Origin of the sequence: Solibacillus palustris (assembly GCF_022549215.1) — a bacterium.
Lineage (GTDB): Bacteria > Bacillota > Bacilli > Bacillales_A > Planococcaceae > Solibacillus > Solibacillus daqui.
The window spans coordinates 1165678-1189484 of sequence record NZ_JAKZFC010000001.1 but is presented as its reverse complement, the minus strand read 5'-3'; the positions used below and the strand labels follow the sequence as shown (position 1 = coordinate 1189484).

General features: G+C 36.2%; 26 protein-coding genes. 12 read left to right on the top strand and 14 right to left on the bottom strand.

Going from position 1 to position 23807, the window contains the following annotated elements:
- Nucleotides 1-5: 5 nt before the first annotated feature.
- Together LZ480_RS05625 and LZ480_RS05620 are read right to left on the bottom strand one after the other, a co-directional pair.
- Nucleotides 6-1193 (bottom strand): DUF2812 domain-containing protein, encoded by a 1188-nt coding sequence (locus tag LZ480_RS05625; RefSeq protein ID WP_241368396.1) that lies wholly within the window; start codon nucleotides 1191-1193, stop codon nucleotides 6-8.
- On the bottom strand, nucleotides 1186-1506 hold the full coding sequence (locus tag LZ480_RS05620; RefSeq protein ID WP_241368395.1) for a PadR family transcriptional regulator: 321 nt from the start codon (nucleotides 1504-1506) through the stop codon (nucleotides 1186-1188). The genes LZ480_RS05625 and LZ480_RS05620 overlap by 8 nt, the downstream gene beginning before the upstream one ends.
- Before the next feature lie 157 nt (nucleotides 1507-1663).
- Between LZ480_RS05620 and LZ480_RS05615 the strand changes: the two genes are divergently transcribed.
- Both LZ480_RS05615 and aac(6') read left to right on the top strand, forming a co-directional pair.
- Entirely contained in the window at nucleotides 1664-2101 is a 438-nt protein-coding gene (locus LZ480_RS05615; protein ID WP_241368394.1) for a GNAT family N-acetyltransferase, read from the top strand.
- 29 nt (nucleotides 2102-2130) lie between these two features.
- Nucleotides 2131-2565 (top strand): aminoglycoside 6'-N-acetyltransferase, encoded by a 435-nt coding sequence (aac(6'), locus tag LZ480_RS05610; protein WP_241368393.1) that lies wholly within the window; start codon nucleotides 2131-2133, stop codon nucleotides 2563-2565.
- 221 nt (nucleotides 2566-2786) lie between these two features.
- On the opposite strand, the gene LZ480_RS05605 is transcribed toward aac(6'), so the two are convergent.
- The 5 genes from LZ480_RS05605 to LZ480_RS05585 all read right to left on the bottom strand — a co-directional run bounded on the left by LZ480_RS05605 (nucleotide 2787) and on the right by LZ480_RS05585 (nucleotide 7382).
- Nucleotides 2787-3818 (bottom strand): serine hydrolase domain-containing protein, encoded by a 1032-nt coding sequence (locus LZ480_RS05605; protein ID WP_241368392.1) that lies wholly within the window; start codon nucleotides 3816-3818, stop codon nucleotides 2787-2789.
- Between the two features lie 330 nt (nucleotides 3819-4148).
- The gene (locus LZ480_RS05600) at nucleotides 4149-4697 is read right to left on the bottom strand and encodes a DUF4256 domain-containing protein (RefSeq protein WP_241368391.1); all 549 of its coding nucleotides are present in this window, start codon (nucleotides 4695-4697) and stop codon (nucleotides 4149-4151) included.
- 94 nt (nucleotides 4698-4791) lie between these two features.
- Entirely contained in the window at nucleotides 4792-5937 is a 1146-nt protein-coding gene (locus LZ480_RS05595) for a methyl-accepting chemotaxis protein (protein ID WP_241368390.1), read from the bottom strand.
- A 68-nt stretch (nucleotides 5938-6005) separates the two neighbouring features.
- Nucleotides 6006-6362 (bottom strand): hypothetical protein, encoded by a 357-nt coding sequence (locus LZ480_RS05590; RefSeq protein ID WP_241368389.1) that lies wholly within the window; start codon nucleotides 6360-6362, stop codon nucleotides 6006-6008.
- Nucleotides 6363-6812: 450 nt separating this feature from the next.
- Nucleotides 6813-7382: a ClbS/DfsB family four-helix bundle protein gene (locus LZ480_RS05585; RefSeq protein ID WP_241368388.1), complete on the bottom strand. Its 570-nt coding sequence runs from the start codon at nucleotides 7380-7382 to the stop codon at nucleotides 6813-6815.
- 184 nt (nucleotides 7383-7566) lie between these two features.
- Here LZ480_RS05585 and ade point away from each other — a divergent pair, with 184 nt between their 5' ends.
- On the top strand, nucleotides 7567-9294 hold the full coding sequence (gene ade, locus LZ480_RS05580; protein WP_241368387.1) for an adenine deaminase: 1728 nt from the start codon (nucleotides 7567-7569) through the stop codon (nucleotides 9292-9294).
- A gap of 58 nt (nucleotides 9295-9352) precedes the next feature.
- Here ade and LZ480_RS05575 read toward each other — a convergent pair whose 3' ends face one another.
- Together LZ480_RS05575 and LZ480_RS05570 are read right to left on the bottom strand one after the other, a co-directional pair.
- On the bottom strand, nucleotides 9353-10201 hold the full coding sequence (locus tag LZ480_RS05575) for a GNAT family N-acetyltransferase (RefSeq protein ID WP_241368386.1): 849 nt from the start codon (nucleotides 10199-10201) through the stop codon (nucleotides 9353-9355).
- Nucleotides 10202-10294: 93 nt separating this feature from the next.
- A complete protein-coding gene (locus LZ480_RS05570) occupies nucleotides 10295-12118 on the bottom strand; it encodes an LTA synthase family protein (RefSeq protein WP_241368385.1) in 1824 nt (607 codons plus the stop codon).
- A 368-nt stretch (nucleotides 12119-12486) separates the two neighbouring features.
- On the opposite strand from LZ480_RS05570, the gene LZ480_RS05565 reads away from it, so the two are divergent.
- The 4 genes from LZ480_RS05565 (at nucleotide 12487) to LZ480_RS05550 (ending at nucleotide 16423) form a co-directional block, all read left to right on the top strand.
- Nucleotides 12487-13869: a glycosyltransferase gene (locus LZ480_RS05565; RefSeq protein ID WP_241368384.1), complete on the top strand. Its 1383-nt coding sequence runs from the start codon at nucleotides 12487-12489 to the stop codon at nucleotides 13867-13869.
- A 74-nt stretch (nucleotides 13870-13943) separates the two neighbouring features.
- A complete protein-coding gene (locus tag LZ480_RS05560) occupies nucleotides 13944-14627 on the top strand; it encodes a WbqC family protein (protein WP_241368383.1) in 684 nt (227 codons plus the stop codon).
- A 37-nt stretch (nucleotides 14628-14664) separates the two neighbouring features.
- The gene (locus LZ480_RS05555) at nucleotides 14665-15348 is read left to right on the top strand and encodes a PIG-L deacetylase family protein (RefSeq protein WP_241368382.1); all 684 of its coding nucleotides are present in this window, start codon (nucleotides 14665-14667) and stop codon (nucleotides 15346-15348) included.
- 37 nt (nucleotides 15349-15385) lie between these two features.
- Nucleotides 15386-16423: a DegT/DnrJ/EryC1/StrS family aminotransferase gene (locus LZ480_RS05550; protein ID WP_241368381.1), complete on the top strand. Its 1038-nt coding sequence runs from the start codon at nucleotides 15386-15388 to the stop codon at nucleotides 16421-16423.
- A gap of 123 nt (nucleotides 16424-16546) precedes the next feature.
- Here the strand turns inward: LZ480_RS05550 and LZ480_RS05545 are convergent, their stop codons facing one another.
- Genes LZ480_RS05545 through LZ480_RS05535 form a run of 3 tightly spaced genes read right to left on the bottom strand, consistent with a single transcriptional unit; the run spans nucleotide 16547 to nucleotide 18295 of the window.
- A complete protein-coding gene (locus LZ480_RS05545) occupies nucleotides 16547-16843 on the bottom strand; it encodes a hypothetical protein (RefSeq protein ID WP_241368380.1) in 297 nt (98 codons plus the stop codon).
- Complete coding sequence (locus LZ480_RS05540) at nucleotides 16825-17814, bottom strand: anti-sigma factor (protein WP_241368379.1); 990 nt, start codon at nucleotides 17812-17814, stop codon at nucleotides 16825-16827. The genes LZ480_RS05545 and LZ480_RS05540 overlap by 19 nt, the downstream gene beginning before the upstream one ends.
- Nucleotide 17815: 1 nt before the next feature.
- Nucleotides 17816-18295 carry a sigma-70 family RNA polymerase sigma factor gene (locus tag LZ480_RS05535; RefSeq protein WP_241368378.1) on the bottom strand — a complete coding sequence of 160 codons (480 nt, stop codon included), beginning with the start codon at nucleotides 18293-18295 and terminating at the stop codon, nucleotides 17816-17818.
- A 204-nt stretch (nucleotides 18296-18499) separates the two neighbouring features.
- Between LZ480_RS05535 and LZ480_RS05530 the strand changes: the two genes are divergently transcribed.
- A complete protein-coding gene (locus LZ480_RS05530; protein WP_241368377.1) occupies nucleotides 18500-18736 on the top strand; it encodes a hypothetical protein in 237 nt (78 codons plus the stop codon).
- Between the two features lie 367 nt (nucleotides 18737-19103).
- On the opposite strand, the gene LZ480_RS05525 is transcribed toward LZ480_RS05530, so the two are convergent.
- The gene (locus tag LZ480_RS05525) at nucleotides 19104-19502 is read right to left on the bottom strand and encodes a VOC family protein (protein ID WP_241368376.1); all 399 of its coding nucleotides are present in this window, start codon (nucleotides 19500-19502) and stop codon (nucleotides 19104-19106) included.
- 339 nt (nucleotides 19503-19841) lie between these two features.
- Here LZ480_RS05525 and LZ480_RS05520 point away from each other — a divergent pair, with 339 nt between their 5' ends.
- From LZ480_RS05520 to LZ480_RS05505, 4 genes are read left to right on the top strand one after another with little or no spacing between them, the layout of a single operon-like run.
- Complete coding sequence (locus LZ480_RS05520; protein ID WP_241368375.1) at nucleotides 19842-20147, top strand: ArsR/SmtB family transcription factor; 306 nt, start codon at nucleotides 19842-19844, stop codon at nucleotides 20145-20147.
- Nucleotides 20135-21424 carry an arsenic transporter gene (locus tag LZ480_RS05515; protein WP_241368374.1) on the top strand — a complete coding sequence of 430 codons (1290 nt, stop codon included), beginning with the start codon at nucleotides 20135-20137 and terminating at the stop codon, nucleotides 21422-21424. The genes LZ480_RS05520 and LZ480_RS05515 overlap by 13 nt, the downstream gene beginning before the upstream one ends.
- 6 nt (nucleotides 21425-21430) lie before the next feature.
- On the top strand, nucleotides 21431-21844 hold the full coding sequence (arsC, locus tag LZ480_RS05510) for an arsenate reductase (thioredoxin) (RefSeq protein WP_241368665.1): 414 nt from the start codon (nucleotides 21431-21433) through the stop codon (nucleotides 21842-21844).
- Entirely contained in the window at nucleotides 21844-22050 is a 207-nt protein-coding gene (locus LZ480_RS05505) for a hypothetical protein (RefSeq protein WP_241368373.1), read from the top strand. Before arsC ends, LZ480_RS05505 begins: the two co-directional genes overlap by 1 nt.
- 268 nt (nucleotides 22051-22318) lie before the next feature.
- On the opposite strand, the gene LZ480_RS05500 is transcribed toward LZ480_RS05505, so the two are convergent.
- Entirely contained in the window at nucleotides 22319-23722 is a 1404-nt protein-coding gene (locus tag LZ480_RS05500; protein WP_241368372.1) for an SgrR family transcriptional regulator, read from the bottom strand.
- Nucleotides 23723-23807: the final 85 nt, after the last annotated feature.

The window sequence follows — 23807 nt, the reverse complement described above, 5'->3', positions numbered from 1 at the left end:
TTACACTACTTGCTACCTAAATTAAGGAATATCGCCACTTGCTCAATAACTTGACTCTTCCGTGCATCGCCATAATAGCGAACATAGACAACCTTTTTGCCTTTTTTTGCCGCAATTTCAAGCTTTGGAAAATCCTCACGTGTATATAGCACATCAAATCTCGAATCAGCTACTTTCGAATACAGTCTGCCATCACCAAAATCGTACCATTTCATTAAATCGCGTGCTAATGGTCGAGCTAAAAATTCAAAGCTTACCTCATAGTATTCCGTCATAATTGATGGTGAATATTCTCCACTGCCATCTTCCCACAGTTTATTTGGGACGATGCCTGATTCATCCACCGTATATTGTGTTGGCGCTAATGGATTCCACGATTTTTCGTACATATTGCCATAGTCAATTCCATTACCTAAATGTTCCTCGTGAATAAATGCGTCATTGTTTTCAATCGACACTAAAGGCACAGCAGAAAATTCATGATGATCAGCAGTCAACGTACCCCGCTCCATCATATAAAGTTGCATACTTGAAAAAAACAAGTGTAATAACCCAACACCTAAATACAAATACGCCCATACATGTTGTTTTAACGTCTTTTTCCGCCAAGGAATATCATGCTGTAGCGGTATTCCCCTTTGTAAGTTCTTTTTTAAGCGACGTATTGATAAAGCTGCTTGTGCCACTTGTATCATCAGAAAAAACATAAATAATGGAAGTAATAACTGACTCGTCGTCATTCCTTGCACCAGTTGACGAATTGGCGTGCCATCTAAAAAGAAAATCGCCCAAAAAAACGCACTACTGAAAACAGCTCCAAAAATCGTTAAAATCCAATTAAACATCAACATTCGATTGAGCTCTTTTAACATATGCGCCTGTTGTGTCGGATCGGTATGAATTTCCGGTGCATTTAATTCAGCCGGTGAGCTAAATACATGAAAATACTTATCGCTCGTCACATAATCCCAGCCCGCCGCTTCATAAAAATCAATTTGTGCAATATCTAACCCCTTTTTAGAAACTTCAATCCGATACTTCATCTGCTGCTCTGGTCTTTCTTCAAAGTACGTAAAGAAAACGCCATTCTTTTTCAAGAAAAGTCCTTGCTGCGCCATATGGGTATACCAGCTTTCGTGCTCCACCAAGTTCCAATAATTATTTAACCGAAGCTTTCGTACAAGCTTAGTCATTATCCGTTCCCTCCTCCAGTAACTGACTATCTTCTAAAACCGCCTGCAATCGATGGTATTCATTAAGTAGCGCTGCTTTCCCGTCCACTGTAATTTCATATGTTTTTCGACGTCCATCATTATTCGTTAATGTAATGAGTCCATCTTTTTGCATACGTGACAGCACCCCATATAGTGTGCCTGGTCCCATTTGCATTCGTCCGCGCGAAACTTCCCCGATGGCATGCATCAGTTGATAGCCATGATTCGGACGCATCAGCGCAAGCAGCACATAATACATCGCCTCGGTCATTGGCCCCCCACTATAAGACATGCTCTTCACCTCACTATTATGCCTCACGATATATCGTATAACATAACAGTAACGAAAAAGGGTAAAATTGTAAATAAATTAATGGTTTGGAAATTCTCTACAGAAAGTAGCTACTTTCTCTTATACTTAAGTCAATAAACAAAGGAGAATTAGTAAAATGGAATTCAAAACATTTGTAGCGCAAGATTTAGGAGCCTGCACGAAATCCTTTATTGAGGTATTCAACCGTGCGCCATGGAACGATGAATGGACAACAGAAAATGCTACCCGCTATTTACAGGATTTTTCTCGTACACCTGGCTTTCTAGGGTTATTAGCGATGGAGCAAAATGAATTAGTCGGATTTATTTTCGGTGTTCGACGTATGTGGTGGAGTGGAGAGGAATTTTTCATTCATGAAATGTGCGTAAAGTCACAAAAACAACACACTGGAATTGGAACAGCATTATTAAATCAGCTAGTAAACGAGCTAAAACCATTTTCTATTCAAAACATCACATTACTAACAGACCGCGGCATCCCTGCTGAAGCCTTTTACAAGAAAAATGGATTTGAGGAAATTGAACGTATAATGTTTTTAAGTAAGGATTTATAAAATTTAAACACATTTATTTGGAGGTATATATGATTAAACAGGCTCAAATTTCTGACGCAAAAATAGCCGCGGAGCTCGCATTATTACTGTGGCCAGACAATGAATTAAAAGATTTCATTTTGAATATGAAAAGTTTTATTACAGGTGAAAATAGCGTAATTTTTTTAGCAGTTGATGCCGATCAAGCAATTGGCTTTGCGCAATGTCAGCTGAGAACAGATTACGTTGAAGGTACAGATTCAAGTCCAGTTGGTTATTTAGAAGGGCTCTTTGTTTTGGACAATTATCGTCAGCAAGGAATTGCTCGAACGCTTGTTGAAGCATGCGAAAAGTGGGCGCTTACAAAGGGCTGTACAGAATTTGCGAGTGATTGTGAATTAGACAATACCGACAGCATGCATATAAAGCTTGGTTTTACTGAAGCCAATCGTATTATTTGTTTTACGAAGAAGCTTGGGGAATGAAGCGCTTGTCCAAAAAGTATTTACTTTTTGGGCAGCGTCCGTCTCATTTATTATCAATCCGCTGTAGGCTGCTTTTATTGGTGGTCAGAATAAGAACGAATGCAAAAAACGTCATATCATGTGACAACGCATTCATGACCAACATCGTGCTGGCCCTCATCCTCCGCGCAAAGGGAATGTCCCAGAATCACTTCTCGGACATTCCCTTTTATAAGCCTTATTTAATCATTTAAAATCGTTTGCTCAAGTACCTTAAAGACACGAAAAGCCCCTTCACTTTTATTGGAACAAACGACGGTTTCTACTTGGTTTTTCGGATAATAGGCAGAATGAAAGCTTACACCCGGGTCATAACCCATAACATGATACTTCGTAATTTCATCATTCATTTGGTCAATCCATATCCCATAGCCATAAAAACGGTCATATTCCTCATCGGTATTGATATAGGGTTTCAGTAATCTTTTTGTGTACGGCTCACTTAATAACTTAAAATTCATAAGCGCATTCCATATTCGGCTCATATCTTCTACCGTTACAAAAGCTCCACCATCAGAGCCACCTTTTACAGGCAATGAATAACTGTTGGTTCTCCAATTTCCATCGGCAGCATCAATATAGCCAATCGCTGTATTTACAGGCAATGCGTCCAATTCAAAATAGCCAGAATGAGTATTACCTGCCTTTCTAAAAATATGTTTCGCAATATAATCAGCAAATTCCATCTTGCTAATTGTTTCTACAACAAGACCTAATAAAATATAGCCTGCATTATTATAATGGAACCTTTCCCCAACCGGTAGCTTCATCGGTTCATTTTGAAAGAGTGGTAAGAAATCCCGTAAACGACGCATTAAATACATCGGCTGCTTGATCCAAAGCTCTTCAAAGTCGTCCATTATTTCTTCATCAAAGTAATCTGGTATACCGGCAGTATGTGTTAATAGGTGATGAATTGTTATTGTTGGATCAAAATATGGAAATGGACCCGTTAACATTTCCGTTAGCTTCGTTTCAAACGAAAGTTGCCCTTTTTCAACAAGCTGACATATAGCAATCGCTGTGAATAACTTGCAGCCCGATGCTATCCCAAAGCGTGTTTGGGCATTATTCAATACTTCATGTGTGCGGTTAGCATAGCCATAACTAAATTGTTGCAATAACTGGTCATGTTGCTTCACTAAAATTGTTCCAGAAAAATCAATTTCTTTCATAATTACTTTTACATTTCCATTAACTGTTGACATTTTCATCTTAAATCCCTTCAAATTTGGATTTTTTAAGATAAAAACTGGTTCACTTAAATTTTCTGATTAATTTTCAGAATAAACAAAACTTAGCAATTCTAGTATAACATAGCATTTTTTCATCTTCCTAAATTTAGCATTTTCGTTTCACCATAAATAATTTGGAACACATAGCTTTAAAATCGTGGTTGGACATATTTTTTGGAATCTTTATAAACAATGTTTTTTTCAATCTATACTGTTCACTAGCTTTTTGAATAAAGTCTGGTTAAAACAAATAGCTTGTTCCCTAACCCCCAAAAAAGGTAGCAACGCAATGACGCTGCTACCTTCCTTTTATATTGTTAATACGCCGCGGAAACCACGTGCTGCATAATAGGAATCTGCTCCATTATGATAAACGAACACAGTATTATAGCGTCGGTCGCAAAATATTGCGCCACCGAGCTGACGAATTTCATCAGGTGTTGCCACCCAACTAGACGATTTTAAATCAAATTCACCTAATTGCTGTAAGGAACGGTATTGCTCCTCTGTCGCCATCTCAATGCCCATTTCCTTTACGAGATCCATCGCACTTGTTGCGGGCGGGTGATTTTTACGTGCCTCTAATGCTGCGCGATCATAACACACACTTCGACGACCTTTTGGGCTTTCCTTTGCACAGTCCATGAAAATAAAAGCTCCGTCTTCCGTTGTGCCGACAACATCTGGCTCCCCTGCTGTTTCTTCCATTTGTGCTAAAGACCATAGCTTATCCGGCGCATTGCCAAGCTTGTCTTCAACTTGCGTCCATTGAATCCCTTCATGGCGCTGTGGATTTTTTTCAAAGCGCTGCTGTAGCGTTACTAATAATTGCTGTTGTTGTTCTGCCGTTAATGCCATCTATAAAACCTCCATCTTTACCTATAAACTTAACGGACCTTCCATACTTTCGTCAAATAAAAGAGAAAAGGCGATATGTGCCCTACCCAAATAATTATGCCGACTGCTGTGAATCAATCTTAAACGATTGCAATAACTGATCTGTTTGTTTTTTAATTTCGACTAATGCTCCCACTTCCGTTAATAGCTTGGTCATCGTATTTAGCTCGTCATCACTAATTTCCATAAGTTCCTCAAACATTTCGACCGATTCCTTTGAAATTTCCGCAATTTCTTTTATCGATGTCATAATTTGAATCGAGCTAGAAGATAATTCCTCAGTGCTTGCAGAAGAGCTTGCATTATTTTCCGCAATAATTTTTGTAGTTTCTAAAATTTGCGCAAACATCGAGCCAACTTCTCCAATTGTTGTATTAGCATCAGCAAATTCTTCTGTACCTTGCTTCATTGAAATAACAACTTTATCTGTTTCCATTTGAATATTTTTCACAATATTTGAAACTTCTGAAGAAGATTGGCGAGATTGCTCTGCTAGTTTACGTACCTCATCCGCTACTACCGCAAAGCCTTTTCCATGTTCACCTGCACGGGCCGCTTCAATAGCTGCGTTCAAGGCTAATAAATTGATTTGATCTGAAATACCTGTAATTACTTTTACGATATTGCCAATTTCATGCGACTTCTTACCAAGATGATGAATCGCATCAAAAGTTGTATGTATCGTGTCATTAAACTGTGTCATCTTCGTTAATGACATTTGCAATTTATCATTTCCAGCCTCTGTTAATTCTAATGTCATATTCGATTTCTCTGAAATATCATGTGAACGTACTGATAATTCTTCAATTGCTTGAGAAATATCCTCCATCGCTACCGAGCTTTCTTCTGTTGCAGTTAATTGCTTATCAAGTCCGCGCCCTACCTCATCAATTGCAGCGCGCACAATATCCGCCTTTTCAGCCGCATATTCACCATGCTCTGTTAAAGTATTACTTTTGTCTTGGACATTAGTAGCAAATAATGCAAGTCCGTCACGCAAACGAATTAAATTCGATACAAATTGATTTCTTTGACCACTTTCATATAGGTCATCCAATACTATTTCTGCCTGATCGCCATTTATATTCACCATCATTTGCTTATAGATAGCTACCTGTTTTTTTAGTGTTACAAAACGATAGGCAAAATAAATAGTTATGCCTAATAAAATGAATATGATACCCAACAATATAATTTCCATTATTGCTACTCCTTTTTTTCACCGATAATAATCAAAGTTCTTGTTTGCTAGGTCTATCGAAGAGTGAATTACTTACTATCAATAAACGTACCATTAAACTCAATTCGCTCTAGCGCATTTCGAATTTGAACTTGCGCAATTTTCGATTTTGGCTTCACAATAATAATATCTTTAAAACCAAATGAAGAATAAAATAACATAATATTATCTAATCCTGCTGCAACCTTCGATGGCAATGGTGTCTGATAAGTAGCATCCACCATAAACGTATAATTTGAACGACTCACTTTATTAATCGTCTCCTGTAAATCTTGCAAATATTCCTCTGTATCTGCCTCTCTCAAAAGGCCAAGCACTTGCACACTTAGTATGTGCTTCGTTTCATCAATGGCCATCTTGAAGCTTTTTTTATCAACAACAATCATATTGACTCTCCTTTTAGTATTATTAAATTGTGAAATAATGATATGTAAATTTTTCATTTCTTAAACAAAGAAAAAAGTAGTATTTACAATTCCAATAAACAGCAAAAAACACCAAACACAACCATAAAACATTATAAATGAACCAACATTCTTTGTCGATGATAGGACTTTTTTCTACAAAAAAACTTAAATATTAACTTATAATAAAGACTTGTGCAGAAAACTTTACTATTAAAAAATTAGGTAATGAATCTATTTATTGTAAAAGTAGATAATAAAAAAACGTATCTTTTCAACATTCACAACAAATAGCCAGCTATTAAAAATAGCTGACTAGTTTGCGCTATGGTTGAGTACCAGTTTTATTTCTACTTTAATTTGTTTTCTCCAGAATTATCATAATCATCCAATACTTCCAATTTATACTGTTCACTAGTATTTTGAATTAAACTATATGATATACTCTTCCGTTCCCTCCGTAACTTCAGCATTATCACAATGGGATTGTTTTTCAGGAATCATTACTCTCTGCTTAATCAACGTACAACGCTTCTTTGCCCATTCGTAATGATTGACTGTATTCGCTGCAAAATAGCTATACAAATTACTTGTCTTCGTCCATTTATAATAGTTTTTCGTAAAAATTTCTTCGTCGGTATGTGCTTCGATTAATTTCAATACTCGGTGATGACTTAATGTTACCTTCTTTTGCGCAGCGTTTAATGTGATGTCCTGATAGTTTTCAATAATTTTCGTATTCAGCTGCAGCAAATTTCTCCACTTGTAACCAGGGGCCGGCATAAATGGGGTATCACCATCCATTCCTTCACCATACCACCGTTCAAGCATCACATGCCATTCATATAAATGCATGAGTACATCACGGAAATTCTTTTCTAGAAAATCCGATTCCACAGTCATTGTCCTTTTTCGTGCAGGCACACTTTCGATTATTTCGATCATCTCCGAAAAACTTTGCTGCGCCTGTTCTAGTAAAATTTGTTGTTTTATATTCGGCATTTTAGTATCCCCATCATCTGTTTTTCCTATATTATACTTGAAACCCAACTCGATTAGATTCACTATTCAAAAAATTAAATAATTCATAGTAAACTTCTGAAATTTTTCCAATAGATTTATCACATTATTCGCTCTTCACTGGCAGATACGTTATAATTTCAAAAACTACTGGAGGAAATATTCAATGAAAAAATTAATCGCGATTTCACAGCACCAAATCGAAGCGGATTTTATATTACGTAATGCGATGGTTGCAGATGTGTTTTTACTACAATGGAAAAAAGCTGACTTAGTCGTTGCTAATGGACGAATTATTGCGGTGGATTCGGAAGGAAACTATAAAGCAAAGCATGAAGAAAATGCAAACGGACGTTACTGTATTCCTGGACTCATTGATGCGCATATTCATATTGAATCGTCAATGTTAACACCAGAGCATTTCAGCCGAATTTTACTGCCACATGGTGTGACAACAGCTATTACCGATCCACATGAAATTGCGAATGTTGCGGGTACTAAAGGGCTTTCATATATGATCGACGAGGCACGTCATGCATTGATGGACATTTATTATATGTTACCTTCAAGTGTCCCTGCGACAAGTTTTGAGCATGCAGGTGCAATACTAAAAGCAGCTGATTTAGCGCAATTTACTAAAGATGAACAAGTACTCGGCTTAGCAGAAGTAATGGATTTTGCAGCTGTTTTAAATGGTGATGATGATATGTTAGAAAAAATTCAACTCGGTTTAGACAATGATATGATTATCGATGGCCATGCCGCTGGACTTAACGCTAAGCAAATTACTGGCTACCGCGCTGCAAACATTCATACCGACCATGAATGTGTAAATGCCGAAGAAGCCATCGAGCGTGTTACACAAGGTATGTTTGTCCTTATGCGCGAAGGCTCCGCTGCAAAAAACGTCCGTGCAATTTTACCAGCTGTTTCTGCACAAAATGCACGTCGCTTTGCCTTTTGCACGGATGATAAGCATTTAGATGAAATTATAGAAGAAGGGACAATTAACGCCTCAATTGCAATAGCCATAAAAGAAGGCATGGAGCCATTACAGGCGATTCAAATCGCCTCACTGAATGCAGCGGAATGCTATCGCCTGCACAATGTCGGAGCTCTAGCAGCTGGTTTCCAAGCAGATTTTGTTTTACTTGATGATCTTGAAACAATGCAAATTGCTGCGGTATGGAAACGCGGTGAAAAAGTGGCTGAAAACGGAGTTATGCTATCGTCTGCCGCTACTTTAACTGAAGTACCAGCAAGTATTTTACAGTCTGTACAATTACCTAACATTACAGTAGAAGATTTCAAACTGCCTTTAACGCAATCATTAGTAAATATAATCGAAATTATTCCGCATCAAATTATCACAAAAAAATTAACCGCACATGTCGATGTAGTTGACGGTGAATTCGTCCCAAGTATTGACAAGGATTACTTGAAAATCGCCGTTTTCGAACGTCATTTACAGCGCGGCACAAAGAGCGTTGCCATCGTCCATGGACTTGGTTTACAGGCCGGTGCTGTTGCGACTACGATTTCGCATGATTCGCACAACGCAATTGTTGTAGGAACTAATGATGAAGATATGGCGACAGCACTCAATGCACTCCAAGAAATGCAAGGTGGACTTATCGTCGTAAAAGATGGAAAAGTGTTAGCACAAATGGCACTACCTATTGGTGGCATTATGACCAATGTTGATGCATCTATAGCAACAAAGGAGCTACACGCAGTTCATGAAGCATTGCATATACTGCACCCGACCTTATCTTTCCATCTATTTTTAACGCTATCCTTCCTAGCATTACCGGTTATCCCTTCACTTAAATTAACGGATACTGGGTTATTTGATGTTGAAGCGTTTGAGCATATTAATATTGAAGTGAAATAATTAAAACCGAGAACAAAAGTAAAAAATCAATTTTGTTCTCGGTTCACTTTTATAAAATTCACTTCCTTGGAATAACCACCGCGCTACAAGCCTTTTCATAAAATTCAAGTGGACCTGCCTCACCAAGTACCGCATATTCATAGCCAATTTCGTTCATTTCATTTAACGCCAAGTGTAGCAGAGTGAAGCCTACCTTGCGAGAACGGTTTGTCTTTAACGTTCCCATTGGCCCAAATATTCCTTTCCTGTTACGGGACACATCATAGCAAGCGAAGCCGATAATATGCTCATCTTCTAGTGCAAGAAAAATTGGAATTTGCTCCTGTGCAAAACCGTTTTCAATTGATTCTACCCATCCAACACCAAACTGCGTCTCGACAAAGTCAACAATCGCTATTTGATCTGTTGGATGTGCTCGGCGAAATGTCGTTTGCTTATTAAGATTACTCGGAAATATATAGTTTCGTAAATGCACAATCATATCACGTGCTTTACAAACAATATCGTGCATCCCCGGGACATCGAGCCCTTTTAAAATTTCTAGCGTTTTTGGATCATCACTTCTAAAAATTCCATCTGCCAAATGCCCTTCGTTGATGACAAGCTGACCATAACGATGCATACGCTGCTCGGCGATTTCAAGCACTTGCCTTGTTGCCTCTGATACTTTCATCATAAACGGTTCAATATTTGTTCCTTCAACAGAATCTACTCGATATAGCTCATTGATTTTCTCATGTAATACATCCTTCAACTGCGGATAACTCCTATTTAATTCCGCACAAACTCCTGTTTGCTCTTCTGACATCGCAAGTAAAATATGCACTGGATACAAAAGCCCTGTTGTTACTCGCGCAATATCCTCAGCTTTTGTTAAGATACGTTTACTTCGATCCGTAAATTTCAACCAAATTCCCCCTACCCATACAACTCATTTTCTAATTTTCTTATTATTCTTCATTACCTAAAATATTCCCTTCTATTTGATTTATCCCTCGGCTTATTGCTCAAATTCAAACATCCCCAGCTCAATTGAATATTGTTCGCCTTCATTAATGTCATATTGAATCATTCGATACATATTTACCAGCTTCTGTGCATCTTCTGACAATTCATCTTCCGTAACAAATTCCCCGTCTGATTGTACTAAATACTCTCCCCAACGAATAACTGGTACTGTTTTTTTGACTTCATCCAGCATGACATAATAGGGTGTTAACGTTACATTCAACTGCTCCAAAACAATCGAACTCATGACATTCGGGCTAACAATGGAATAATCTAAGGCAGGCGTTTCAAAATTGCTATAAACAAAATAATCCGTTTGATAAAAGGCTAAATTCTCGTGTTTACTCTCATCAAAACTTTCAAATATATCTGATGGCAAATGATCCCCGAAAAAGAACACTGTTATAGGCTTATCGATTTGATTAATTTCCTCTATAAAATTCTCAGTCTCCACATCTGTATAATGAATACCTTGAACATATGTTTCGATTGCAGATTTCTTTTGTTCATCTAACTCATTCAATACTTGAAATTGATTAGAATACTGCCCCTCTTTATAAGGAAGATGATTTTGCATCGTTGTTAACAACATAAATAAATTATTATCTTCTTGATCTTTTACAATATCTAACACTTCTTGATAAGCTGATTTGTCGCTTATATACTCACTATTATCGACCATTTCCTTATAGGATAGATCTAGATCGCCTCCATCATAATAAAAGCGATCAAATCCAAACTTTTCAAAAACCTCTTTCCTCCTATATAGGCCTGCATTATAAGTGTGCACGGCCGTTTTTTGAGAAAATACATTGGTTAGATTCGGCGCTTCTTTTAAGTTAGGTACAAGCAATGTGTAAGGAATCGTTAGTGATGAATCGAAATAAGTTGTGCTAAACCCTGTTAAAACTTCATATTCAACATTGGCTGTCCCACCACCGTAACCGGAACCCAACATTACCCCTGAAGTTGTTTCATACTTTAACGACCTAATGTACGGAATCGGATCATCAGAAAGTTGCAGTGAAGGAATTCTCAAAGGGTCAACAAAACTTTCACTTAAAATAAAAATAACAATGTGATTTTTTAAACTATCCTTTCCGTCATTCCCTGCTTTAGCCTTTTCTTTATATTCGTTAACAATTTTTCTCACAGCTTCATAGGAATAGTTTTCAGGCTGCTCCCCCATCACTTGAATATCTAGATTTTTTATAAAACCTACAATTGGACCATTTGAACTGTAATCTTCCGTCAAATCCCAATAAACATCAGTAATACCGAAAGCTGATGCCATTACTCGAAATGGACTAAATGGGTGATTACTATAATACATACTCATAATAATTAACATTAAAATGAATGCACTTCCTATTCTCTGTTTCGTCGTAAAAATCACATTTGATTTGATTTTTGTAACGAGTAGAAAAGCTCCTACTAGTAATCCAAAAATAACGAATAAAATCATCACATGAATTTCGTTCAGCATTTTAATAATAGAAGTTATCTCAAAAATTTGAGTAAAATCACTTGGTAATAGTGGTTCGCTTCGATAGCTTATCTTCAAATAATCTGCGAATGCGAATAACATGACCATGCTAAAAAACGAAAACCAAGCATACTTTTGACGATTAAATACAACAAGACCACATAGATAAAACACAAATAACACCAAAACCCCAAACAGATAACGCTGCCAATAATAGACCGTATTTTCCCAGACATCTTGAAAATGAAACTGACTATGAAAAGTAAGTAAAATGAATTGCGCTACGAGTAAAAATAAAATAGTCAGACCACCATTTTTAAATTTTTTCATAATACCAACCTTCTTTTCTTAAAATTTTTGAAATGTAACCTGTTGTATTTTATTTAAAATTCTTTTGAAGAAGCTGGACAATAATTACGGAATTTCAATTTTTTTTAGCTTCTAATATTCGTAGAAATTATCCTGCATTGAACACAGCACTAAATGAAAGTATCCATTTGTGCAAAATACGATAAATTACTTCTACCTCGTTTATTCTTAATCATAAAAAGCTGCTTGAAATCGTTGTAATCATGCCGATTTCAAGCAGCTTTGTTTTTATTTATTTATCCACAAAATTTTCCCTAAAAAGTAAACAGATGTACAAACCAATGGATTAAACAGACATATTAATACTTCAAAAGGTTGGTGGAAATTACATGATTTTTGAAGATACTACCGGTCAGCGTTGGTTAAAAATAAAAATTTTTTTATCAATGGCCCTATTTACCTTTCTTATTGCACTGTCACTCTATGGATTAAATCATTTCAAAATTATTCATTTACCATTAATCAATGTTATCACTACAAATTTTGTTACTGTTATAAAAAAAATTTTTATATACTATTTATTTATTACAATCATACTAAGCTTCCTACGAATGCTAATCATCATCTTTTTTTGTTTTAGACAACAGAGAAGAAAGAAAATTTTACAGGAGTATTATGCCATAAATAAGCCTTATCTAAAACTGTTTAGACCGCGAGTTAGTGTGATTGTACCTGTATATAACGAAGAAGTGATCATTAGACGAACGATTAAAGCACTATTAAAAAGTGACTACCCATTAACAGAAATTCTTGTTATTGATGATGGATCGAAGGATCGAACAGCCTACATCATCAAAAAATATTTTTTTCACACTCCAAAAGTCAAATTAGTTCAAAAAGAGAATGGGGGAAAGGCTTCCGCATTGAACCTTGGTTTTCAAAAAGCGCTAGGAGATATTATTATTACCAGTGATGCAGATACAATTTTTACGCCCACTGCTATTTCGGAATTAGTTAAAAACTTTTCCGATTCGCGTGTCGCCGCCGTTACAGGAAATTGCAAAATCGGGAATATGCATAATCAATTGCTAATTTGGCAACATATCGAGTTTGTTACGACACAAAATTTAGACAAAAGGGCCTTTGAGGAACTAGATTGTATAACAGTTGTATCCGGTTCAAATAGTGCATGGCGTAAAAGCGTCATCGAGCAACTTGGGTATTTTCATCATGATACTCTAGCAGAAGATACGGAACTTACAATTAGAATTTTGAATGCTGGTCACAAAATTATGTATGATGATCGTGCCATTTCTTACGAGGAAAGTCCTGAAACGATTAAGGAATTCGTAAAGCAGCGCTATCGGTGGTCTTATGGTATCTTACAAGCCGCATGGAAACATAAAAAATCCATCCATATATCTCGTAACAAACCACTAAAATATTTTGCTATACCAAGCTTGTTATTTTCCTATTTACTTTTTTTAACCGCTCCAATTATCGATATCCTTTTTATCCTTGCCATTTTAACAGGGTCAACGAGCATATATTTGTTTGCGTTACTATTTTATTTTACAGACACCTTAAATTCGTTTATAGCATTTAAGATTGAAAAAGAAAAAATGAAACCGCTGCTATGGATTTTTTTACAAAGATTCGGCTATCGTTATTTGCTAGGTTATGTCACATGGAAAGCGTTAATCGCGGCTATACGTGGAAATCATGTACGCTGGGATCCATTAAAACGGACAGGAAATAACAATTACAAGTAAGTTCTCTTAAAAATAGAGTAAATACCTATATGTAATTAGATATGTTGAATATCCTATTCCGAGGGAGTGATACTGTGAAAATTGCTATTCACCAACCAAACTATATTCCTTGGATTGGCTTCTTCGACAAAATAGATCAAGTAGATAAATTTGTATTAATAGATAAAGCACACCATTCAAAAAGTGGATTTCTTAACCGAAATAAAATCAAAACTCCAGAAGGCGAATTCATGCTAACTGTACCATTAAAAACGAAGCAAATACCCATAAATGAAATTCACATTGCGAACAATAGTAAATGGCAAGAAATTCATTGGAAAATAATTGAAACTAACTATAAAAAATGCCCGTACTGGAGCGATTATCGGAATGGATTTGAACAAATTTACAGCATTAAATGGGATAAAATCGCAACGTTAAATATTGCACTCATCGAGCACTTTAAATCGCTATTAACGATTAAAACTGAACTACTGCTCGAATCTGATTTCGAAATAGATTTTGGTCAAAGAAATTCACGAAATGTAAACATCACATCTTATTTAAATGGTGATGTTTATGTATCCGGTACGGGTGCACAAGTTTATAACGATCCTAGCGAATTCCATGCTCAGCAAATCCAACTTGTCTATCAAAATTTCAAACATCCTATTTACCCTCAACGTTTTGGGAATTTCCAGCCTAATCTTTCCATAATCGATATGCTCTTTAATTGCGGACCTGAAACAATTAACATCATTCGTCATAATCGACTTTAATTTCGATTGAATAAAGACAATAACAGGAGGTGAATCGATGATTACATTAGGAGCTGAAAGAATATTAATCATTGCTCCACATGCTGATGATGAAGTGCTTGGCTGTGGTGGACTTATTGAAAAAGCTTGCCGACATAATAATCAAGTCAAAGTCATTGTTGTTGCTGTTGGGGATATTATTCACACCCATAACAATCAACTTGTATTGGCTTCAACCCGTATTAAAGAACTGCAAGATGCTTTGGAAGTTCTGGGTTGTTACGATTTCGAAGTGATCTATAATGATAAAGATTCCTTACTTGACACCATCCCTAAAAATGAACTGGTTGCTAAAATAGATAAAATTATCAGTAGTTATCAACCTACTATGGTATTTATTCCCCTCCCTAGCTATCACCAAGACCATAACGTTTTATTTGAAACCTGTTTTGCTGCACTTAGACCGCGTACAAACCAAAATATAAAATTAATTGCTATGTATGAATATCCGCTTATTTCATGGCAATACCAAAAATTTTGGAATACGGGCGAATTATATTTAGATATTTCTCAAACATATCAGAAGAAAATCGATGCCTTTTTAAAACACGCCTCCCAAAGACGCCCTCCTAGAAACCTTCTTTCACCTGAAAGTGTCTTGAAATGGGCAGAAATGAGAGGGTTTGAAATCGGCATTCCATATGCAGAAAAGTATTATATATTACGTTCTCATATTCTTTAACGACCTTCTCATAAAATAATGGAGAGGAGACTTTTCCATGACTAAAAAAAATATAAAAAAAAAATTTATTCCACATAATCGACCAACTTTAGGGAAGCAAGAGGAAAAAGTTGCAGTAGAAGTAATTCGATCAGGCTGGATAGCCCAAGGTAATGCTGTAGAAAATTTCGAAAACGATATATGTCAGTATTTAGGTTTACCTCCAGGTTCAGCAGTTGCCGTTTCAAGCGGCACTGCTGCTCTTTATATGACACTCGCTATTTACAATGCAAAAGAAAAAAATATCGCCATTCCATATTACTGTTGTTCGTCGTTAAGAAATGCCGTAACATTAGCTGGCGGGAACCCAATTTTAGTGGACAGTAAAATGGATTCTCCCAATATTAATATGGAGACCATTGTTCCTTCTATGGACATTGCCATCATTCCACATCTTTTTGGAATACCACAAAAAATATCCAAAGGTCTTTCCAAAACCTTTATTATTGAAGATTGTGCGCAGTCATTAGGTGCCTATGTAGATGATGTTCCTATTGGATTGCAAGGTGATGTCGGTATATTTTCATTTTATGCGACAAAATTAATCACTTCTGGTGGTCAAGGCGGTATGATTGTATCTAGAGATTCTGCCTTTATTGAAGAACTAATAAACTATCGAACATTCAATCAATTGGACGTTCAAAAACACTTGTTTAATTTTCAAATGACGGATTTACAGGCCGCCATTGGGAGTGCACAATTACGACAATTTACAAAATTCATGAAAAGAAGAGAAGAGATTTACCTTCGATATCAAGACGCAAATCTCCCCTTACTCAATAATGAAAGTGGTATACAACCCGTTCGATTCCGAGCTATTTTACAAACACCGAAACAAGCTGAAATTATCACCGCACTAGCAAAAAATAATATTACAGCAGCCATCCCCATGCAACAGTCAGAATTAGTTGGATCAAAAGACAACTATCCAAATGCTTCTTATTGGATTCACAATACGGTTTCATTACCAATCTACCCTTCACTTCGAAATGAGGATGTCAAAAGAATTATTAAAGTCGTTCGGAAACATTTGTGAACCCATAATTGTGTACAACACTTATTAATTGGATTCGGATAAACGATGTTTGTTGTGCGAAATGTTCAGCCTTTTTAATATGCGTTTACTTCGATCAGTAAATTTCAATATTACTCCCTATTATTACGGAAACGGAAAGATCATCCATCCTAATACAAATGAAACAAAGATAAATAACAATAAAAATAACGATATCCCAAGCCCCCAAAAACCTAAAAAACGAGTGTTTTTCGAAAAAATGGCGGGCCATGCGAAAATAAATCCAATGCCAATAAAAATAATAAAATAATCTAACAGCACCATCGAGTAATTCGTCAACATATCTATATTAAACAATAGTAAGATAAATAAACCACTAACAATCGATATCCATGCAGCGATTGTTGGAAATATTGCTTGCTTTAAATTGCCCAGTTCCATAATTTCACCTCACCTATTTTCATTGTGCGAATTAAATTTGTTTCACGTAGCTTTTCGATTTCTTTTTTTGGTCCAGTCACAACGACCGCATATGTTTTAATACCATGTTCATTTATATAAGCAATGCGTTCGTTTAGTTCTAAGTTTTTAGCGCTCGATACCTCAGTTGCCAGCTCTTCATATTGAACGATAAAATTTAAAATGTCTTTAAATGCTTGCTCGTTACTTTCTGCGTTTCTAAATGGAGACCAGTACGTATTGTCAACTTGCACTGGATAACCGATTGGTGATACAACTTTACCATCCGCACTTAAATTCGAATGCTCCACACCAGTATCTACTGCCGCCCAAACGACATCCACATTTTGAAAACTGCGGCGGATTTCATCAACTGTAGAGAGGTCATTTAGTGAAATATATGCTTCAACAACAGTTTCAGCTGGAAGTCCGCTTAATATCTTCCATTCTTTTGACGAATTAATTTCTGATTGATTATCCGGATGTGTAAGCCAAGGACTTGTTTCCGTTGGATATTTTCTTGAAACACGTTCTAACGATGAATTCACCTCTTTTTTCGTCAAACCACCAAGTGTATAGCGCATATCATAGGCGTTCACTTTAAAATCCTCTTTCCCAATTCGCTTATATTGGTCAAACTTCAGTTGCATCGAAAATGGCGTGAATTCCATATCAAACTCCATTTCTTCCAATGATGTATTCGGCTCTGTCACGTACAATGTTTGACTTGTCACATCCATTAATGTAGTCGATTTCGTCACAAATGCATAATAAAAAAATGTAAACATATAGCTTACCGGTAAAATCATTAGTAGCACCGTGAGCATCCCTAACACAAGCTTAATTTTTGACAGTGACACGGTACGTTTCATTTGTTTCGTAAGCTTCTGCTGCTCTTCCTGTTCAATCTGATGCTCTCTACTCGCGGCGATTAATTTTTCGTACTCATCCATCCTACAAACCTCCTTTTTCAATTAAACTTCTCATTTTTTTACGCCCTCTTAGCAAATGGCTTTTCAATGTGTTTAGCTTTAAATCCAATATTTGTGCTGCCTGTTCATTTGTACAATTTTGAATATCGCATAATAAAATGGCCTGCTTTTCAAGTGAATTTAATTGATCCAATAAATTTAACAGCGTTGTAAAACTATCTTTCTGTATAAAAATCATTTCCGGTGTTGTATAGTCAACCAGCTCCAAAAGCTCATACGACTCACTCCGCTTTTCTTTGCGGCAATGGTCAATGTATGAATAATAGGCCACTTTAAAAAGCCAGGGTTTTAGTTCGTAAATGGGTTGAGCAAGCAATGTCACATGCACTTTATAAAACGTATCTTGTAACAAATCTTCAGCTGTCTCGGGGTGTCGACAAAGTGAAAATAAGTAGCGATAAATATCATTTACATAGGTCGAGTAAAGTCGTTCCAGTTCCATTACTTCCCACCTTTCACCTTATCCTCGAATAAACGCTCCAAAAAGTTGCAAAAAACAATCAAATAATTTTATTCATAGCGTAACATAATCCATTTCTTATTATGTAAATTCTTCCATAATACCTTTAGAATATTTTGGTGCAATTAACCAAAACCATTTGATTCATGACAACTACTATTAATGAGCGTAAAAGGAGTTTAGAAAATGACAAAAGAAATTATTAAAGTAGCCTTACCGATGAAAGCATTTGATACAACTAAAATGGATACATGGACTCAAGAACAGTGGCAAAAATTTGTTGGAGAAGAAAAAGATCATGTAGGCATTCAATTATTACTGATGAATGATAACGATTTTTATTTAAAAATAATGGGCGTTACCTTTAACGAAGTAGCAGAAGAAATGTTTTTTGGTTTTAATACACAAAATAAATTTGATTGAAATATTATTATTCAATTCGGGCAATGGAAAATTGATGAAAGCATTTATAATTTATCTCATGAAGAGCCTCTTTATTTTGAGAAGCATTCTGGGGTCAGGGGGTTTCAAAAGTGTGTAAAGCGTGCTTATTTAGAAGAGTGGAACAAGGTTACAATTGAAATAAACAATCTCGATGCAGAATCAAATACTAGTATTATAGAGCTTGAATTTCAAATAAATAAGCATTATATCCAGATTTTTTAGTAACATACAATTCCGAGGTACTGACAGTATTCTTGTGTAAATATCGCCTCAGTCTTTTCGGGTAAACTGTCATTTTGCATAAACCGCATATTTCACAAAAAAAAATGCGGTTTATGAATTTGATTTAAGGAAGATTAATTTGCCACGAAACACCAAAACGGTCATTTATCCAGCCGAATTTTTTACTAAAGCCGTAATTGTTTAATGGCATGAGTGCTTGGCCGCCTTCGCTTAGCTGCTCGTACAGATTGTCCAGCTCCTCCTCGGAATCACATGTAATATAAATCGAGAACGAAGGAGTAAAAGTAAACTGATGTTTAATATTACTGTCAATGCACATAAATTCTTGCCCTTTTAATTTAAAAGTAGCCTGCATCACCGTTCCTTCGTCTCCGCCAGCTTCATTTGCTCCGTATCGAATAATATGAGTAATTGCTGAATCTTCAATAATGGATGTATAAAAATTCATTGCCTCTTCTGCTTTTCCATCTTGGAACATTAAAAATGGCGTAATTTTCCTCATAATAACTTACCCTCCTAAATTGTTATATTTTTATTATAAATCAATTTTGATGCGGATAACCATGTGATTTCAATAATCTTAGCCTATACTTATGTCCTACTACGACAAAAATGATGTGGCATAAAATGCTGAGCTGCTTCAAATAAATGGAGTTTCTAATATCCTTGTCAATTGTTCTAATAAGTGCTCGAAATGTTCTAATATAATCCAAGTTTCTTCTAATATCCCCGACCTTTCTTCTAATATCCGCTCGAATGGTTCTAATAACCAATATAAGCATTTACTTATATAAAAAGCTATGCTACCTTATATAAGCAATTACTTATTTAGGAGGAAGCAATGGACGTACATTTACTTGAAAAACAGTTGAAAGCATTAGCAGATAAAAACCGATTAACACTACTTTCTTGCTTGAAAAATGGCGAGGTCTGTGTTTGTGATTTGGTTGAGGTGCTTCAAATCTCACAGCCAGCAGTAAGTCAACAGCTTAAAAAGTTAAAGGAAGCTGGCATTATTTTAGAAAGAAAAAAGGGCATTTGGACATATTATCGTTTAGCAGAGCAATTACCCGAAGTAGTGAATGTTGTGTTAAATGAACTTCCGACTACAACATGCCGTTGTGAGGGTACGTCATGTTCATCATAGCTGCTGTTATTTTTATCGTGACACTTATTTTTGTTATTTGGCAACCCAAGAACCTAAATATCGGTTGGTCTGCGATGGCGGGGGCTACCATTGCCCTTTTATGTGGAGTCGTTAATTTGTCAGATGTTGCAACCGTTATTGATATTACGTGGAATGCAACACTATCGTTTATCGCCATCATTATTATTTCACTCATATTAGATGAGATCGGCTTATTTGAATGGGCTGCTCTACATATGGCAAGAATCGCAAAAGGTAGCGGCTTAAAGCTCTTTATTTACATAAGTTTACTTGGAGCAATCGTTGCCGCGCTTTTTGCCAATGATGGGGCTGCACTTATTTTAACGCCGATTGTTCTTGCAATGGTGCGCCATTTACAATTTAAAGAGCAAATTATTTTCCCGTTCGTTATCGCCAGTGGCTTTATTGCCGATACGACAAGTTTGCCTTTTGTCGTTAGTAATTTAGTGAATATTGTTTCTGCAGACTATTTTGAAATCGGCTTTGTTGAATATGCGCTACGCATGGTGATACCAAACCTATTCTCGATTATCGCCACCATTTCAGTACTCCTGATTTATTTCCGTAAATCCATACCAAAGCAGTTTTCACAAGCGCTATTAAAAGAACCAAAGCACGCAATTAAAGACCCTTTTCTGTTCAAATGGTCTTGGCCGATCCTTTTGTTACTTGTTATTGGTTACTTTTCAAGTGAATCCTTAGGTGTGCCGGTTTCCTTCATTGCAGGATTTATTACCGTGATTACACTATTACTTGCTCGAAATCGTCCAGCGGTAGATACAAAAAAGGTGATAATAGGCGCACCTTGGAATATTGTCTTTTTCTCAATCGGTATGTATGTCGTTGTGTACGGCCTCGGTAACGCCGGCTTAACAAACTATTTAGCCAAACTAATTGAATGGACAGCCAATCAAGGATTATTATTTTCCACAATCGGAATGGGCTTTTTAGCTGCCTTTTTATCGAGCATTATGAATAATATGCCAACTGTGATGATCAATGCGTTAGCAATCGCCGAAACTACTACGAACGGTGCAATAAAAGATGCACTAATTTACGCAAATGTTATCGGCTCTGATTTGGGACCAAAAATTACACCCATCGGCTCACTTGCAACACTCGTTTGGCTCTATGTGTTAAGTGAAAAAGGCATCAAAATTTCTTGGGGCACTTACTTTAAAACAGGAATCATCTTAACGATTCCCATTTTATTCATTACATTACTCGGGCTATATGTATCACTAATACTATATTAGGAGCTTATTATGAAGAAAACGATTTACTTTTTATGTACAGGCAATTCGTGTCGCTCACAGATGGCAGAAGGTTTTGCGAAAAAATATTTACCTGATTGGAAAGTACAAAGCGCGGGTATTGAAGCGCATGGCTTAAATCCAACTGCAATCAAAGCGATGGCAGAAGTCGGAGTTGATATATCTAATCACACTTCAGATATCATTGACGAAACCATTTTAAATAACTCAACGCTTATCGTAACACTTTGCGGTGATGCAGCGGATAAATGTCCGATGACACCACCACATATACGCCGCGAACACTGGGGCTTTGATGACCCTGCTAAAGTTATAGGGACAGACGAAGAAAAGTGGCTCGTGTTCCAACAGGTTCGCAATGCGATTGAAGCACGCATTAAAGATTTTGCAGGGCCAAAATAATGCGCATACACCATTCAGGAAATAAGTCGACACATTTTTTCATTGCTTATATGCAGTTATTGATACAAGCAGAAATTGTTGAAATTGAGACGCTGAAAAACTATATGGTAAATCAATTTTTCAACGGAAATATCGATTCACTAGGACCGATTTCAAAAGCGAATTTTATGCAGGCGTTGAATGAATTACAACTACCAAAACTCTAACTTAGCAATGGCTATTTACCAAAATCCTATCATTCACCACTTCTAAACAAAGGTGGTGTCCGAGAAGTGATTCTGAGACACCTCCTTTGCGCCGAGGATGGAGGCCAGCACGAAGCTGGTCATGAATGCGTTGTCACACGATGTGACGATTTTAGCATTCGTTCCTATTTCGACCACCGCAGAAGCACCGCCTGCAGCGGATAATTAATACACGAACGAAGCACTGCGCGTGAAGTATTTACTTTTCGCGCAGCCCCTTTATTTCCTTCTATGTAATTTCTTCAACTATATAGCTTTCCTTCAAATTCGGATAGCCGAACAAATCATGCCCCTTTCGAATAAAATTTTTTGGATAATACATTTTACGATAAGAGTCATATAAAGCAAATCTATTAGTAAAAATCGTTTCAAAGCTATCCCTAGAATACTCCAACAAGTTCGGATATATTGGAACAATTAAGCAATCATAATCTACAAGTTTCTCTGCATTTTGAGCATCCTTCACTGTTAAATGATCCACTAGTATAAGTGGACTACCCATTAATCTTAATAGATCAACAAACTTTTCTTTATTAACGATATAGCCTACTTTTAATGACGCTAAAGGAGTTTCAATATCATTTGTGTTACTTTGCAGGGCAATTTTTGATTCATCTAATATAGATACCTCATTGGCAAAATGAAAGAAAAATTGTTGTAAATGCTGCTCGTGCTGTTTTGAAACTTCACTTTTATAATAAAGATAAAAAGTCCCCCCATATTCTCGCTTCTCCATCCAATTCAATACATCTACATTCGATGACGATATTTTCCTTGCCATTTGAGAAGGAATTGTCTGTAGCATAACATTACATATAATTGGTTTTACTAAATGATAATTTGGGTTTGCAGTTAATACATATTGATTTACCTCAGTTTGTTTTATTACAAATGCACCCGAAAAAACTCCATCGTATTGTATCGAAAATTCGAATTGAGCAAGTACTAACAAAAGCTCTTGTAATGGGCCATTGTAATCAATAATTAGACATTGATTTGAATAGTGAATGCCCTTTAATTTCGCTCGATATTGCATATAGCTTCCATGATTAAAGGACTTTAACAACGAATTGACAATTTGCTGCATCTTCATTGGTTGTCCTGTATGCCAATATAGATTGGACCTTATATAAAAAATAAATTTTCCTTGTTTTTGTTCCCAGTGATAAGCCAAATCCCCTTCACCATGTTCATCAACTAGTCTGCTAAATAAATGATAGACAATCCAAGCTGATTCTGTATCATTGACCGTAAGTGGATTTATGATAAGTTGTGCATTATAAATCGGTATTGTTAATTGGCTTGGCAATTGATTTTTCGCGAAAAACAATGATGAAAAGATAGTTGTAACGAGTGCTTCAGGAAAAGGTTCAACATCTATGCTTTTTAAGATTGCACTTGTTAATTTAGGGTCGTTTAAACTTACCTCTATCATTTTTTCAACATTTTTATGCCAAATAATTTTCGATTTGTTGCCTCTCCCTTTACCAGGTATATATGTTAGCCAACCTTGGTGCTCATACTTTTTTAAATTACGAGCCGCTTGTTTCACACTTAATTGTAAACACTCAGCTATGTCATGAATTGCTAATGATTCTGAATTTAAAGCCCATAATTTCAATAAATTGATCATTTACATCACCATTTAAAAGGGGACATTTTCAATGTAATTGTCCATTTTTAATTCCCTATGTCTACTTTATAGTTTCATTATATAG